The organism is Bradyrhizobium iriomotense (genome assembly GCF_018129405.1).
Lineage (GTDB): Bacteria > Pseudomonadota > Alphaproteobacteria > Rhizobiales > Xanthobacteraceae > Bradyrhizobium > Bradyrhizobium iriomotense_B.
Genome location: NZ_JAFCLP010000021.1, coordinates 12811 through 28984, shown reverse-complemented (window position 1 = coordinate 28984; position 16174 = coordinate 12811). Strand labels below are relative to the sequence as shown.

The following is a 16174-nucleotide window of genomic DNA, read 5'->3' as shown; positions in this document are numbered from 1 at the left end:
TTCCACTTCGGCATGAAGTTCGACCGGCCATGCGCGGCTGCCAAGCACGCGTGCGACCGGTCTCAAACCGATGCGCCGGTAAGGCCACGCTTTGGAGGTAATGCTTATGACAACTGCCGATACCGTTCTTGCACCTGTTGGTGCCTCCGGCTTCCTCGATCGTGAACGCACGATCGCGACCGCCGGCTTCAATCGCTGGCTGGTGCCGCCGGCCGCGCTCTGCATCCATCTCTGCATCGGCATGGCCTACGGCTTCTCGGTGTTCTGGCTGCCGCTGTCGCGCGCGATCGGCGTGACCGCGCCGAAGACCTGCAGTGACATTTCGCTGTTGCAGGAGCTGTTCACAACGACGTGCGACTGGAAGGTCGCGAGTCTGGGCTGGATGTACACGCTGTTCTTCGTGCTGCTCGGCGTTTCCGCCGCGATCTGGGGCGGCTGGCTCGAGCGGGTCGGTCCGCGCAAGGCCGGCTTCGTTGCCGCGTTGTGCTGGTGCGGCGGCCTGTTTCTCGGCGCGATCGGCATCTACACCCACCAACTCTGGTTGATGTGGCTGGGCTCGGGCGTGATCGGCGGCGTCGGTCTCGGCCTCGGCTACATCTCGCCGGTGTCGACGCTGGTGAAATGGTTCCCGGATCGCCGCGGCATGGCGACCGGCATGGCCATCATGGGCTTCGGTGGCGGTGCCATGATCGGCGCGCCGCTGGCCAACCTGCTGATGAACTACTTCAAGACCCCGACCTCGGTCGGCGTCTGGGAGACCTTCGTCACAATGGGCGTCATCTACTTCGTGTTCATGATGATCGGCGCATTCCGCTATCGCTTGCCGCCGCCCGGCTGGCAGCCCGAGGGCTGGACCCCGCCGGTCAAGGCCAACGCGATGATCTCGAAGAACAACGTCCATCTCAACGACGCGCACAAGACGCCGCAGTTCTGGCTGATCTGGTGGGTGCTCTGCCTCAACGTGTCGGCGGGTATCGGCGTGATCGGCATGGCCTCGCCGATGCTTCAGGAGATCTTCGGCGGCAAGCTGATCGGCCTGCCCGACGTCGGTTTCAACGCGCTCGATGCCGGGCAGAAGGCGCAGATCGCGGCGATCGCCGCCGGCTTCGCCGGATTGCTGTCGCTGTTCAACATCGGCGGCCGTTTCTTCTGGGCGTCGCTGTCTGACAAGATCGGGCGCAAGAACACCTACTATACCTTCTTCATCCTCGGCATCGTGCTCTACGCGCTGGCGCCGACCTTTGCGGCGATGGGCTCGAAGCTCCTGTTCGTGCTCGGCTTCGGCATCATCCTGTCGATGTATGGCGGCGGGTTTGCCACCGTGCCGGCCTATCTCGCCGACATGTTCGGCACCCAGTTCGTCGGCGCCATCCACGGTCGGCTGCTGACGGCGTGGTCGACGGCCGGCATCATCGGCCCGGTCGTCGTGAACTACATCCGCGAGTTCCAGCTCGCGGCCGGCGTGCCGCGCGACCAGCTCTACAACACGACGATGTACATCCTGTGCGCGATGCTGATCGCGGGCCTGATCTGCAACTATCTGGTCAAGCCGGTCGACTCGAAATGGCACATGAAGGATGCCGACGTTGCCAAGCTGCAGGCGGCCAGTGCCAGCGCTGCAGCCGCGGGTCCGCACGGTTCCTACGGCATCGGATTCGGCGGGCTTGACGCCAAGGCGGCGCTGTTCTGGGCCTTCGTCGGCATTCCCTTGGCTTGGGGTGTCTGGAAGACGCTGGAGAGCGCGGTCAAGATTTTCTGATCGCCCATTCATCGCGAGCGGGAGCGCACCTTGCGCGCGCTCCCGCCGCTCGTTTCGCTCGTTTCAAAATTACCCCTGGGGGAATTCGATGGTTCGTAAACTCGTTTGTGCAGCCGCCATGCTGCTCGTCGCCGGCGCCCTGCAATCCGTATCCGCACAGACCGCCGCGGCACCGGCCGCAACGCCGCCCGCCGCGACCGAGGCCAAGCCCGGCAAGATCAAGCTGACCGTGCAGAAGCTCAAGGACATGAAGGCCAAGTGGAGCGCCAACAAGCCGAAGCTTAGGGAGTGCCGCAAGGACGTGAAGGCCAAGGGCCTCGCGGGCGACGATCGCTGGTTCTATATCGAGGAGTGCATGGGCAAAAGCTGACCCATCAGCATCGGGGCCACCTTTAGCCTCGGCGCGGGAGCTCGATACGATTTCGCTATCGCAGCATGGGAAGCCTTTATTGATCTCAAGACCAATTCAGGCTTCGTTCTATCAGTTGGCGCGCTGGGCGAACGCAAGGCCGTGTCCTGGCAGCGATCCAGGGTTGCCCTTGGGCCGCGCTTAACTGCTTCCGTGAGCATGATAATTTGCTTGGCATCTGGCATGCCAGAAGCTAGAACTGGAGCCGTTCTAAAAGACGAGATCGAGACGAATCGATGAGCCACGACGTGCACGAGGTCCGAACGTTCGAACATCCGGGCGAGGGACGGAAGCGAGCCAAGGCCACGCCCAAGGGGCGGCAGGTCGATCCGATCGCCGCGCACGAGATCGAGCAATTGCTCGGCGACAGGCCGCGGCGGCGCGATCTTCTGATCGAATATCTGCACCTGATCCAGGACAAGTATCACCAGATCTCGGCCGCGCACCTCGCCGCGCTCGCCGACGAGATGAAGCTCGCCTTTGCCGAAGTGTTCGAGACCGCGACCTTCTACGCGCATTTCGACGTGGTGAAGGAGGGCGAGCCAAGCATCCCGCCGCTGACGATCCGCGTCTGCGATTCGCTGACATGCGCGATGCTCGGCGGCGAGAAGCTGCTGGAGGATCTGCAGAGCGCGTCCGGCCCCGGCATCCGCGTCGTGCGCGCGCCTTGCGTCGGTCGCTGCGATACCGCGCCGGCTGCCGAAGTCGGCCACAACTTCGTGGATCATGCGACCGTCGCCAACGTCATGGCGACCGCGAAAGCTGGCGACACCCACGCACATCTGCCTGATTATATCGACTACGACACCTATGTCGCCGGCGGCGGCTACAAGCTGCTCAATCGCCTGCGCTCGGGCGAGCTGTCGAAGGACGATCTCTTGAAGTCGCTCGACGATGCCTCGCTGCGCGGCCTCGGCGGCGCCGGCTTCCCGACGGGACGCAAATGGCGCGCGGTGCTGGGCGAGCCCGGTCCGCGGCTGATGGCGATCAACGGTGACGAGGGCGAGCCCGGCACGTTCAAGGACCGCGTCTATCTCGAGAGCGATCCGCACCGCTTCATCGAGGGCATGCTGATCGGCGCGCATGTGGTGCAGGCCTTTGACGTCTACATCTATCTGCGCGATGAATATCCGGCCTCGCGCGAAATCCTGGAGCGCGAGATCGCAAAGCTGCCCGCGGGCGGTCCGACGCTGCACATGCGCCGCGGCGCCGGCGCCTATATCTGCGGCGAGGAATCCTCGCTGCTGGAAAGCATCGAGGGCAAGCGCGGCCTGCCCCGGCACAAGCCGCCTTATCCGTTCCAGGTCGGCCTGTTCGGCCTGCCGACGCTCATCAACAACGTCGAGACGCTGTGGTGGGTGCGCGACATCGTCGAGAAGGGCGCCGATTGGTGGAAGGGTCATGGCCGCCATGAGCGTCACGGCCTGCGCAGCTACTCTGTGTCGGGCCGCGTCAAGAATCCCGGCATGAAGCTCGCGCCTGCGGGCATCACCGTGCGCGAGCTGATCGACGAATATTGCGGCGGCATGGCCGACGGCCATCAGTTCTACGCTTATCTTCCTGGCGGCGCGTCCGGCGGCATTCTGCCGGCATCGATGGACGACATCCCGCTCGATTTCGGCACGCTGGAGAAATACGGCTGCTTCATCGGCTCGGCCGCGATCGTCATCCTGTCGCAGAAGGACAGCGTGCGCGCAGCCGCACTGAACCTGATGAAGTTCTTCGAGGACGAGAGCTGCGGCCAGTGCACGCCGTGCCGCGTCGGAACCCAGAAGGCGGCTATGCTGATGCAGAGGCCAGTCTGGAACCGTGCCTTGCTGGAAGAATTGAGCCAGGCGATGCGCGACGCCTCGATCTGCGGGCTCGGACAGGCGGCATCGAATCCGCTGTCCTCCGTGATCAAATATTTCCCTGACGAGTTCAAGGAAGCGGCCGAATGACGAAGATTACGTTCGAGCTCGACGGCAAGCAGGTCGAGGCCAATCCCGGCGAGACGATCTGGCAAGTCGCCAAACGTCAGGGCCGCGACATTCCGCATCTTTGCTACTCGCCGGCGCCCGACTATCGCCCCGACGGCAATTGCCGCGCCTGCATGGTCGAGATCGAGGGCGAGCGCGTGCTGGCGGCATCGTGCAAGCGCACGCCGTCGGTCGGCATGAAGGTGAAGACGGAATCCGCGCGTGCGGTGTCGGCGCAAAAAATGGTGATGGAGCTGCTCGTCGCCGACCAGCCGGCGCGCGAGACTTCGCACGATCCGGATTCCAAGTTCTGGCACTGGGCCGAGGCCACGGGCGTCACCGAGAGCCGCTTCCCTGCCGCCGAGCGCTGGGCGACCGACGCCAGCCATCCGGCGATGCGCGTCAATCTCGATGCCTGCATCCAGTGCGGCCTCTGCGTGCGCGCCTGCCGCGAGGTTCAGGTCAACGACGTCATCGGCATGGCCTACCGCAACCATGGCGCCAAGATCGTGTTCGACTTCGACGATCCCATGGGCGAGTCCACTTGCGTTGCCTGCGGCGAATGCGTGCAGGCCTGTCCGACCGGTGCTTTGATGCCGGCCGTGATGCTCGACGACAAGCAGACCCGCGTCACCTACGCCGACAAGAAAGTGGATTCGCTCTGTCCGTTCTGCGGCGTCGGTTGCCAGGTGACCTACGAGGTCAAGGACGAGAAGGTGATCTATGCGGAAGGCCGTGACGGTCCCGCCAATCACAATCGCCTTTGTGTGAAGGGCCGTTTCGGCTTCGACTATATCCACCACCCGCATCGCCTGACCAAGCCGCTGGTGCGGCTGCCGAATGCGAAGAAGGATGCCAACGACCAGGTCGATCCGGCCAATCCGTTCACGCATTTCCGTGAAGCGAGTTGGGAGGAAGCGCTCGACATCGCCGCCAAGGGCCTCGTCAAGATCCGCGATGAGAAGGGCGTGAAGGCGCTCGCCGGCTTCGGCTCGGCCAAGGGCTCGAACGAAGAGGCCTATCTGTTCCAGAAGCTGGTGCGCACCGGCTTTGGTTCGAACAATGTCGACCACTGCACCCGCCTGTGCCACGCCTCGTCGGTCGCAGCGCTGTTCGAAGGCCTGAGTTCCGGTGCGGTGTCGGCGCCGTTCTCCGCCGCGATGGATGCCGAAGTCATCATCGTGATCGGCGCCAATCCGACCGTGAACCATCCGGTCGCCGCGACATTCATCAAGAACGCGGTCAAGCAGAACGGCGCCAAGCTGTTCGTGATGGATCCGCGCCGGCAGTCGCTGTCGCGTCATGCGACCAAGCATCTGCAGTTCAAGCCCGGCTCCGACGTCGCGATGCTGAACGCGATGATCAACACGATCATCACCGAGGGCCTGACCGACGACCAGTACATCGCCGGCTACACCGAGGGTTTCGAGGACCTCAAGGAGAAGATCAAGGAATTCACGCCGGAGAAGATGGAGCCGATCTGCGGCATCCCGGCGCAGACGCTGCGCGAGGTCGCGCGCACCTATGCGCGGGCAAAATCGTCGATCATCTTCTGGGGCATGGGCATCAGCCAGCACGTCCATGGCACCGACAATGCGCGTTGCCTGATTGCGCTGGCGCTGATCACCGGCCAGGTCGGCCGTCCCGGCACCGGCCTGCATCCGCTGCGCGGCCAGAACAACGTGCAGGGCGCCTCCGACGCCGGCCTGATCCCGATGTTCTTGCCGGATTACCAGCCGGTCGGTCGCGACGACATGCGCGGCGCCTTCGAGAAGCTGTGGGGCCAGGATCTCGATCCCGTGCGCGGCCTGACCGTGGTCGAGATCATGAACGCGATCCATGCCGGCGAGATCAAGGGCATGTATATCGAGGGCGAGAACCCCGCGATGTCCGATCCGGATCTGCAGCATGCGCGCCATGCGCTCGCCATGCTCGATCATCTCGTGGTGCAGGATCTCTTCGTCACCGAGACCGCGTTCCACGCCGATGTCATCCTGCCGGCCTCGGCCTTCGCCGAGAAGGACGGCTCCTTCACCAACACCGACCGCCGCGTGCAGCTCGCGCGCCAGGTGATCAAGCCGCCGGGCGATGCACGGCAGGATCTCTGGATCATCCAGGAGATCGGCAAGCGCATGGGCCTGCCCTGGAATTATGCCGGCCCTGGCGATGTCTATACGGAGATGGCGGAGCTGATGCCGTCGCTGAAGAACATCAGCTGGGAGCGGCTGGTGCGCGAAGGCGCGGTCACCTATCCAGCCGACGATCCCAACAAGCCCGGCAACGAGATCATCTTCACCACGGGCTTCCCGACCGCGAGCGGCCGCGGCAAGATCGTGCCGGCGAAGGTCATTCCGCCGGACGAGCTGCCCGACGCCGAATACCCGATGGTGCTGTCGACCGGCCGCGTGCTGGAGCACTGGCACACCGGCTCGATGACGCGCCGCGCCCAGGTGCTCGACCAGATCGAGCCGGAGGCGGTTGCCTTCATGTCGCCGAAGGACATGCGCAAGAAGAAGCTCGCGCCGGGCGACTTCATTCGCCTGGAGACCCGCCGCGGCGCCGTCGAGGTCAAGGTCCGCTCCGACCGCGACGTGCCGGAGAACATGGTGTTTATGCCATTCTGCTACGCGGAGGCGGCAGCAAACCTGCTCACCAACCCGGCGCTCGATCCGTTCGGCAAGATCCCGGAGTTCAAGTTCTGCGCGGCACGCGCCGAGCGCGCGGAGATGCGGGACGCGGCGGAATAGGGGCGGTCGTCGTTTGGCGGCACCACGCCGGATCTAATCTCGGTGTCGTCCTGGCGAAAGCCAGGACCCATACCGCGTGATCTAACGATTGGGATCGGTAATAGTACCGCGCCCCACTAGTCTTCGCCAAACTCTACCCTGGGGTAATGGGTCCTGGCTTTCGCCAGGACGACAGCTGAAGGTGCGGCGCTATGCACTTCGCCGCGGGCGGCGACGGTGCTAAACATCACCCATGTCCAAAGTCACCCCAGCCACCCGCACGCTCACGGCCGCCGGTGTTGCCTTCACCGTCCACGCCTACGACTACGATCCCGACGCCGAGAGCATCGGGCTCCAGGCCGCCGCCGCGCTCGGTGAGAACCCGGCGCGTGTCCTGAAGACGTTGATGGCGCTGGTGGACGGCAAGCCGGTCTGTGTGGTCGTTCCGTCAGACCAAGAGGTCTCGATGAAGAAGCTCGCGGCCGCGGCGAGCGGCAAGTCGGCGCAGATGATGAAGCCGCCGGAGGCCGAACGCGTCACCGGTTTCAAGGTCGGCGGCATCAGCCCGTTCGGGCAGCGCAAGCCCGTGCGCACCGTGATCGAGCAGAGTGCGCTCGCGCACGACCTGGTCTACCTCAATGGCGGCCAGCGCGGCTTGCAGGTGCGGCTGAAGCCCGGTGACGTCAAGGATGTGCTGAAGGCAGTCGTCGCCGACGTGCTGGCGTGAGCGCCTCGTCTATTGCTTCTGCAACAGCTTCAACCGGCAGCGCAGCGCTTCGCGGATATGCGCGCGCGCCAGCTGCTCGGCCTTGTCGCCGTCGCGCGCGGCGATCGCGTCGATGATCGCCTGATGCTCGCCGTGGCTGGTCGAGGGGCGTCCGGTCACTGTGAAGGTGGTCGGGCCGAGCAGGGCGATCCAGTCCTGCAATTCGCGGGAGGCGTTGTCGAGATAGCGATTGCGCGCAGCACGGCAGATCGCCTCGTGGAAGGCGCGGTTGAGCTTCGCCATCTCGGCGGCGTCGGCTGCGGAGGATTCGACAAAGGCCTGCTCGATATCCCTGAGCGCGTCGACCTCGGGGGCGGAGGCATGCCCGGCGGCGAGGCGCGCGGCGGCGCCTTCCATGATTTCGCGCATGGCGTAGAGCTCCAGCACCTCCGAGACGTCCAGGTTGCGGACGATCAGGCCGCGGCCGCCGGCGGGCTCGACGAAGCCGCGCGCCGCGAGCCGGCCCAGCGCTTCCCGCACCGGCGTGCGGCTGACCTTGAGGCGCTGCGCGACCTCCTCCTCGCGCAGCCGGTCGCCGGCGCGGTAACTACCGGCCTGCAGCGCCTCGCACAGCGAGCGGAACACGGCTTCCCCCAGCGCCACGCCGCCGCCGCGTCCGATTGATCCGCCTGTCTTTGCCGGGCGTCTGGCCATGCATCCTCGTCGGCCGCCAAGCGCATCCTGCCCATGCAGAGATGTCGCTTGCGCCGTTTCTGTATATCTTTGTATACAAAAGTACGCAATGGCGGGCCGGTTGATCGGCGTCAGCCAGCGGCAGAATGTCTCCAACCTCGTCGCATCGGACGGACGGCATGAGCAGCAAATACGACGTGCTGGTGATCGGCGGCGGCAACGCGGCGCTGTGCGCGGCGATCTCGGCGCGCCGCGGCGGCGCCTCCGTCCTCGTGCTCGAAGGCGCGCCAAAATTCTACCGAGGCGGCAACACCCGGCACACCCGCAACATGCGTTGTGCCCACGATGCTGCGACGGAAATCCTGACCGGCCCCTACACCGAGGAGGAGTTCTGGAAGGATCTGCTGCTGGTCACCGGCGGGAAGACCGACGAAGAACTGGCCCGTCACATGATCCGGGAGTCCAAGGACATCCTGAACTGGATCGTGGAGCAGGGGGTGCGTTGGCAGCCCTCGCTTGGCGGCACGCTGAGCCTCGGCCGCACCAACTCCTTCTTCCTCGGTGGCGGCCGCGCGATGCTGAATGCGCTGTACCTGACCGCCGAACGACTCGGTGTCGATGTCGAATACGACGCCGAGGTCACCGACCTCGTGATCGAGGATGGCATGTTCCTCGCCGCGCGCCTCAAGCGGCCGGTCAAGGGGGAGACCGAGATCCGCGCCACGTCGTTGGTTGCCGCCGCCGGCGGCTTCGAGGCCAACATCGACTGGCTGAAGCAATATTGGGGCGAGGCCGCCGACAATTTCCTGATTCGCGGCACGCCCTATAATCGCGGCTCGATCCTGAAGATGCTGCTCGACAAGGGCGTGCAGGAGGTCGGCGATCCCACGCAGTGCCACGCGGTCGCGATCGACGCCCGCGCGCCGAAATTCGACGGCGGCATCATCACACGTCACGACTCCGTCGTGTTCGGCATCGTCGTCAACAAGCACGCCCAGCGCTTCTATGACGAGGGCGAGGACATCTGGCCGAAGCGCTACGCGATCTGGGGCCGGCTGGTCGCGGCCCAGCCCGACCAGATCGCCTACATCATCTTCGATTCCACCGTCGTCGCGAGCTTCATGCCGACACTGTTCCCGCCGATCGCCGGGCATAGCGTCGCCGAACTCGCCGGCAAGCTGGAGCTCGATCCGGTTGCGCTGGAAAAGACGATCACCGAGTTCAACGCCGCGGTGCGGCCTGGCACCTTCGACCACACAATTCTGGATGACTGCGTGACCGAGGGGATCACACCACCCAAGACGCACTGGGCGCGCAAAATCGAGACGCCGCCTTATCTTGCCTATCCGGTCCGGCCCGGCATCACCTTCACCTATCTCGGCACGCGCGTGAACAAGGAGGCGCGCATGCTGATGGCTGACGGCAAGCCGTCCGCCAACATGTTCGCGGCCGGCGAGATCATGGCGGGCAACGTGCTCGGCCAGGGCTATGCGGCCGGCATGGGCATGACCATCGGCAGCGTATTCGGGCGGATCGCCGGACGCGAAGCGGCACGCCACGCGAAAAACTAGCGATCAAGAAGAAAGACGAAGGGAGAAACCATGTCGCGCATTGCCATTGCCTCGATCACGGCGCTGCTGATCGCCGGCCACGCCCACGCCGCCGAGCCGATCACTCTGCGCGACATGGGCTCGTTCCATGTCGGTGGGCGTCTTGTCGAGATCTCCGGCAAGCCGGTGAAGGAGGTCATGTTCACGCCCGGCGGCGTGCCGGCCAAGGTCGATCCCAACGGCACCTATCAGGTCGAACAGATGTACGTGCAATATTTCCTGCCCACCAATGAGAAGGGGACCTATCCGCTGCTGATGTGGCACGGCGGCGGACTGACCGGCGTCACCTACGAGACCACGCCGGACGGACGCGAAGGTTGGCTGAACTATTTCCTGCGCAAGGGGTGGGCGGTCTACAATTCCGACGCGGTGGAGCGCGGACGCGCAGGCTGGGCGCAATATCCTGATATCTTCAAGAGCGAGCCGGTCTTTCTCACCACGTCCAATCCGTTCGCGCGCTTTCGCATCGGCGATGGGCCGGACTCCTACGATCCGGATCCCGCCAAGCGAAAAGTGTTGCCGGGCAACCAGTTTCCGGTCGAGGGCTACGAGAACTTCGTCAAGCAGAACGTCCCGCGCTGGACCACGACTGATGATGCGACCGTCGCCGCCTATATCGCCGAGATCGACCGCGTCGGCCCCTCGGTGATCCTGTCTCACAGCCAGGCCGGCAGCTTCGGCTTCAAGGTGGCGCAAGCCCGGCCCGACAAGGTCAAGGCGCTGATCGCGATCGAGCCGGCCGGCATCGGCGATCCCGCCAAGGCGGATGTGCTGAAGAACATTCCGACCCTGATCATCTACGGCGACTATATCGAGCGCGATGCCCGCTGGCCGAAGATCCGCGCCAGCGGCGTCGCCTTTGCGGATGCCATCAAGGCGGCCGGCGGCAGCGTCGATATCGTCGACCTCCCGCAGGCCGGCATCAAGGGCAATTCGCATATGGTGATGATGGACAAGAACAACCTCGAGGTCGCGGGCCTGATCCAGAAATGGCTCGAGGCAAAGGGCCTGACGAAGTAGACCCATGCACGGAACCAGAATCCTCGACGAGACCGACCGTCTGATGACGGTCTGCAATTCCTGCCGCTACTGCGAGGGTCTTTGCGCGGTATTTCCAGCGATGGAGATGCGGCGCGCCTTCTCCGACGGCGACCTCAACTATCTCGCCAACCTCTGCCATTCCTGCGGCGCCTGCTATGTCGATTGCCAGTTCTCGCCGCCGCACGAGTTCAACGTCAACGTCCCGAAGACGCTGGCGGTTGCGCGTGCCGAGTCCTATGCGGCCTATGCCTGGCCGCAGGCGCTGTCCGGCGCCTTCGCGCGCAACGGCCTTGTCATCAGTATCGCCGCGGCGCTCAGCATGGCGGCCTTCGTCCTCGGCTTCGCGGCCCTGAACGACCGCAGTGTGCTGTTCGGCGTCCACACCGGTCCCGGCGCGTTTTACAAATTGATGCCGCACAATGCGATGGCTGCGCTGTTTAGCGCCGCCTTCCTCTACGCCATCCTGGCCCTCGTCATGAGCGTGCGTGCGTTCTGGCGCGACATCGGTCCCGCCATCGGTGGCCGGGCCGACGGTGGCTCGATCTTCCAGGCGGTCCGCGATGCCGGCGAGCTACGCTATCTCCATGGCGGCGGTGTCGGCTGCTACAACGAGGACGACCGGCCGACCGACCGGCGCAAGCTCTATCACCACCTGACCTTCTACGGCTTCCTGCTGTGCTTTGCCGCGACCTCGGTCGCGACGCTCTATCACTATCTGTTGGGGCGCGAGGCGCCGTATCCGTGGTGGGATCTGCCGGTCGTGCTCGGCACGCTGGGCGGCATCGGCCTGATCGTCGGGCCGATCGGCCTGTTCACGGCCAGGATGCGGCGCGATCCGGCATTGCTCGACGAGAGCCGCTATGGCATGGACGTTGGCTTCATCGCCATGCTGTTCCTGACCGGCCTGACCGGCATGCTGCTTCTGGTCCTTCGCGAGACTGCTGCGATGGGGCCGCTGCTCGCGTTGCATCTCGGTGCGGTGTTTGCGCTGTTCATCACCATGCCCTATGGCAAGTTCGTGCACGGTATCTACCGTTTCGTGGCGTTGGTGCGTTACGCGCAGGAGCGGCGCTCGGCCACCTAATCAGGTCGGTTGGAAGCGGCCGTCGCGCAGGAAGGCGATCGTCTGTTCGATCGCGCCGGCGTGACGCGGAAGCCCGGTGTGGGATGCTTTCACGATGACATGGTCAGTCATGCCGGCCAGCATCGTGCTCTGCACCGACACCCGTCCGTCATTGGGCTTCGGCAGAACGAAGAGGCCGGCGACAGGATCGATGAAGCGGTTTCCGGCGACCACGCCGACCGGATAGTCGATGGCGGGGAGGGCATTCGGCGCGGTCGCAGGCGTGGTGGTGAGCTCGAGGCCGGCCGGCCCGTAGAAAGTGCGGTAGGGCAGAAATCCCTGCAGGAGATCGGCGACCTCGCTGCCGCTGTTCGGCGTGCCCAGCATCACGACGCGGCCAAGCCGGGCCGGGCGGTGTCTTGCGATATAGGCGCGCGCGACGAGGCCGCCCATCGAATGCGCGACGAAATGCAGCGGCGCGTCACGTTCGGCGAAACGGGCGATCGACGGGTGAATGTCGTCCGCGATGGCCGCGATCGGCTTGCGGCGGCTGGGATAGTCGATGTTGAGCGTCGTGAACCCGCTCGCTTGGAGCGCCCGTTCCAGTTTCGTCAGGGATGCCGAGGTCCGCGCGATGCCGTGAAGCAGAACAACTCCGGAGCATCGCGCGTCGCCTGATTGAGGCGCCTCGTGCATCTCGTTTACGCGACCTCGCGCTCCGGCGAGGACGCCTGCTCGCGGGCCATCGTCGTTGCCGTGACATAGTCGGTCTTGCCGGTGCCGAGCAGCGGCACCTTGTCGACCACCATGATCGTTGCGGGCACGGTCAGCTCGGACGCGCCGATCGCCTTGGCCTGGGCCTGCATCGCGCTGCGCTCGGCATTCTTCTCCGACGTCAGCAGCACGATGCGCTCGCCCTTGCGCTGGTCCGGGATCGACACCGCGACCGAAGCGGCCTGCGGCCACAGCGCCGTCGCGATGGCTTCGACCGCCGACAGCGAGACCATTTCGCCCGCAATCTTGGCAAAGCGCTTGGCGCGGCCCTTGATGGTGATGAAGCCCGCGGAGTCGATCGCCACGATGTCGCCGGTGTCGTGCCAGCCCTCGGGGAGCTTTTCGAGCACGCCGGGATTTTCGGCCCGCAAGTAACCGAGCATCACGTTCGGTCCGCGCACCGAGAGGCGTCCGCCGTCCTCGATGCCGGGAACCGGATCGAGGCGGCTTTCCATCAGCGGCGACAGGCGGCCGACGGTGCCCGGACGGTTGGCCATCGGCGTGTTCATCGCCAGCACCGGCGCCGTCTCGGTGACGCCATAGCCTTCGAGAATGCGGATGCCGTAGCGCTCCATGAACACCTGCCGCGTGCGGTCCTTGACCGCCTCGGCGCCGGCGATCACGAGACGCAGGGTGCGGAAGTCGTAGGCATGCGCCGAGCGGGCGTAGCCGGTGAGGAACGTGTCGGTGCCGAACAGGATGGTTGCGCCGGTCTGATAGATCAGCTCCGGCACGATCCGGTAGTGCAGCGGCGAGGGGTACATGTAGATCGGAATGCCCGCGAGCATCGGCATCATCATCCCGCCGGTCAGCCCGAAGGAGTGGAACACCGGCAGCACGTTGAACACCTTGTCATTGGCGTTGGCGTCGACCCGCGCCAGTGCCTGCGCCGCGTTGGCGAGGATGTTGCGGTGGGACAGCACCACGCCCTTGGGCGTGCCTTCAGAACCCGACGTGAACAGTACGACGGCCGGATCGTTCGCTTGGCGGACGACGCGCGGCGCGGTGCCGGCGAGCAGGCCCTTGATCTTGTCGGTCAGATCGATCGAGGCGCGGACGTCCTCGAGATAGACGACGCGAGCTTCCGCGGAGATCGCGGCCATCAGCTTGTCGAGCTTGCCCTTCTCGATGAAGGCTTTCGAGGTGAGTACGGTCTTGACCTGCGCGGCCTTCATGGCGGCGAGGACGTTGACCGGGCCAGCCGAGAAGTTGAGCATCGCCGGGACGCGGCCGATGCTTTGCAGCGCCATGAAGACGACGGCAACGCCCGCGGAGTTTGGCAGCAGGACGCCGACATTCTCGCCGGCGGCGGTGCCGGTTTCCAGCTTGCGGCTCAGGACCTGCGCACCGAGGATCAGCTTGCGATAGGTCAGCTTGGTGCCGAGCGCGTCCTCGATGATGACCTTGCCGGTGTCGCGGTCGCGATAGGCGTGTCCGAGCGCCTCGAACAGCGAGTGATCGAGCATGGCGTTCTTCACCAGGGCGTCGATCATCACGTCCTGGAGCGCGGCGCCAGCGGCATTGCGGCGCGCCTTGCCCTTCAGCGCTTCATCGACTGGAAGCTTGACCGGCGGCAGGATCGTGACCGTCACCCGCGGAAACCAGGAACGCTTGATCTGGCTAGAGTTGAGGTAGCTGAGATGCGAGCGCTGCGCGCCTTCGATGCGAACCGGCACGACCACGGCGTCGGCCTTGTCTGCGATCATCGCGGTGCCGTCATAGACCTTCATCAGCGAGCCGGAGACGGTGATGCGTCCTTCCGGGAAGATGACGACAGGCTCGCCGGCGGCGACGAGCTTGATCAGGTCGCGTGCGGCCAGCGGCTTGGTCGGATCCATGGTGTAGTGCTTGACCACGCGCAGGAACGGCTTGGCCCACCAGGCCTTGGCGATGCCGGTATCGACCGCAAAACTCGCGTCGATCGGCAGGACGGCGTGCAGCAGCGGGCCGTCGATCAGGCTGACATGGTTGGGCGCGATCAGCATGCGCGTGCCCGGAGGCGGCAGGTTCTCGAGGCCGCGAACCTCGGTGCGGAAGAGGGCGCGGAACAGCAGTCCGCCGGCATCGCGCACGCCTTCCTTGCCCCATTTCGTCAGCACGAACCACACTGCGCCGAAGCTGGCGACGCCGAGGCCGAAGAAGATCCAGCCGACATGCAGCCCGCCCGCCTGCAGCAGCGCGACGAACAGCGAGCCGACCACCATGAAGGCAGCTTGCAGCACGTTGCCGGCAGCGATGATGCGGGCGCGCTCGGAGGGTTCCGACCAGGCCTGGACCGCAGCGAAGGACGGGACGACGAACAAGCCGCCGCCGAAAGCGAAGGCGACAAAGTCGGCCAGCATGCGCAGGCCGGCGAACGAGGTGGCGAAACTGGCCGCGGCGATATCCTGCCCCTTGGTGGTCACGGCGATGGCGAAGGCGAGATCGAGGCCGGCAAAGCCCATGATGATGGCGCCGATCGGCACCAGCGCGAGGTTGGGACGAACGTGGCTCAGGCTTGCGGCAAACAGCGAGCCGATGGCGATGCCGATCGCGAAGATCGCAAGGCACAGCGTCACCACGCCCTCGGTGCCGCCGACCACTTCCTTGATCAGTGCCGGCAGCAGCGACAGCACGATGGCGCCGACAAGCCAGAACCAGGAGACGATCACGGTGCCGTCCCACAGCCGGTGGTCGGCGTAGAGCGTCTTCAGCAGGCTGAGCGTCGAGGTCCAGGGATTGGCATCGACGGGCAGATCGGGCGCGGAGGGCGTTGTCTGCGGAATGCGGGAGGCGAAAGCCCAGGACAGCAGGGCCAGCACGACCACGGCCGAGGCGACCCAGCCCATATGCGCGGAGCCGGCGACGAACTGGCCGCCGGCGACGGTGCCGAGCAGGATCGCCATGAAGGTCGCGCCTTCGACCAGCGCGTTGCCGGTCGCGAGTTCGCCGAGCTCGAGCTGGTCCGGCAGCATGGCGTATTTCACCGGGCCGAACAGGGCGGCGATGGTGCCGAACAGCGCGAGCGCTGCGAACAGCAGCGGCACCGAATGCAGGAAGAAGCCGGCGGCGGCAAAGCCCGCGGCGAAGATCTCGGCGAATTTGAGCCGCCGTGCGACGACGGATTTGACGTATTTGTCGGCGAGCTGGCCGCCGAGCCCGGACAGGATGAAATAGGGAAAGATGAAGACGGCGCCTGCCACAGTCACCAGCGCATCGCCATGGCCGGTCGCGGCACTGTAAAGCAGGATGATGACGAGTGCGTTCTTGAGCACGTTGTCATTGAGCGCCGAAAAGAATTGCGCCCAGAACAGCGGCGCGAAGCGGCGTGACGACATCAATTCCCTGATCATGACTAGTCCTGTTTTGAAAAGGCAGCCTGAGGTTGTTACTTTGGCGGTGAAAGTGTCACGACCGGAAGGGCATGGGACGAACGATTGCAGAGTGACTGTTGTC

The 16174-nt window shown here is 65.1% G+C and carries 11 protein-coding genes; 8 read left to right on the top strand and 3 right to left on the bottom strand.

What is annotated here, in order from left to right; all coding sequences use genetic code 11:
* Nucleotides 1–106 precede the first annotated feature (106 nt).
* From JQ592_RS31045 to ybaK, 5 genes are all read left to right on the top strand, one after another.
* Nucleotides 107–1759, top strand: coding sequence for an OFA family MFS transporter (locus JQ592_RS31045; protein WP_211406542.1), 1653 nt, complete (start codon nucleotides 107–109; stop codon nucleotides 1757–1759).
* Between the two features lie 88 nt (nucleotides 1760–1847).
* On the top strand, nucleotides 1848–2129 hold the full coding sequence (locus JQ592_RS31040; RefSeq protein WP_211406541.1) for a hypothetical protein: 282 nt from the start codon (nucleotides 1848–1850) through the stop codon (nucleotides 2127–2129).
* Nucleotides 2130–2404: 275 nt separating this feature from the next.
* Entirely contained in the window at nucleotides 2405–4108 is a 1704-nt protein-coding gene (locus tag JQ592_RS31035) for an NADH-ubiquinone oxidoreductase-F iron-sulfur binding region domain-containing protein (protein WP_211406540.1), read from the top strand.
* Nucleotides 4105–6873, top strand: a complete 2769-nt coding sequence (gene fdhF, locus JQ592_RS31030; protein ID WP_211406539.1) for a formate dehydrogenase subunit alpha — start codon at nucleotides 4105–4107, stop codon at nucleotides 6871–6873. The genes JQ592_RS31035 and fdhF overlap by 4 nt, the downstream gene beginning before the upstream one ends.
* Nucleotides 6874–7105: 232 nt before the next feature.
* Nucleotides 7106–7579, top strand: a complete 474-nt coding sequence (gene ybaK, locus JQ592_RS31025) for a Cys-tRNA(Pro) deacylase (RefSeq protein WP_211406538.1) — start codon at nucleotides 7106–7108, stop codon at nucleotides 7577–7579.
* A 9-nt stretch (nucleotides 7580–7588) separates the two neighbouring features.
* Here the strand turns inward: ybaK and JQ592_RS31020 are convergent, their stop codons facing one another.
* Complete coding sequence (locus JQ592_RS31020; RefSeq protein ID WP_211406537.1) at nucleotides 7589–8272, bottom strand: GntR family transcriptional regulator; 684 nt, start codon at nucleotides 8270–8272, stop codon at nucleotides 7589–7591.
* A gap of 158 nt (nucleotides 8273–8430) precedes the next feature.
* On the opposite strand from JQ592_RS31020, the gene tcuA reads away from it, so the two are divergent.
* The 3 genes from tcuA to tcuB are packed head-to-tail and all read left to right on the top strand — an operon-like array spanning nucleotide 8431 to nucleotide 11986.
* A complete protein-coding gene (gene tcuA, locus JQ592_RS31015) occupies nucleotides 8431–9822 on the top strand; it encodes an FAD-dependent tricarballylate dehydrogenase TcuA (protein ID WP_211406536.1) in 1392 nt (463 codons plus the stop codon).
* A gap of 30 nt (nucleotides 9823–9852) precedes the next feature.
* Nucleotides 9853–10881 carry an esterase gene (locus JQ592_RS31010; protein WP_211406535.1) on the top strand — a complete coding sequence of 343 codons (1029 nt, stop codon included), beginning with the start codon at nucleotides 9853–9855 and terminating at the stop codon, nucleotides 10879–10881.
* Between the two features lie 4 nt (nucleotides 10882–10885).
* Nucleotides 10886–11986, top strand: a complete 1101-nt coding sequence (gene tcuB, locus JQ592_RS31005; protein WP_211406534.1) for a tricarballylate utilization 4Fe-4S protein TcuB — start codon at nucleotides 10886–10888, stop codon at nucleotides 11984–11986.
* Here the strand turns inward: tcuB and JQ592_RS31000 are convergent, their stop codons facing one another.
* Together JQ592_RS31000 and JQ592_RS30995 are read right to left on the bottom strand one after the other, a co-directional pair.
* A complete protein-coding gene (locus JQ592_RS31000) occupies nucleotides 11987–12661 on the bottom strand; it encodes an esterase/lipase family protein (RefSeq protein WP_211406533.1) in 675 nt (224 codons plus the stop codon).
* Nucleotides 12662–12666: 5 nt separating this feature from the next.
* Nucleotides 12667–16071: an acyl-[ACP]--phospholipid O-acyltransferase gene (locus JQ592_RS30995; protein ID WP_211406532.1), complete on the bottom strand. Its 3405-nt coding sequence runs from the start codon at nucleotides 16069–16071 to the stop codon at nucleotides 12667–12669.
* Nucleotides 16072–16174: the final 103 nt, after the last annotated feature.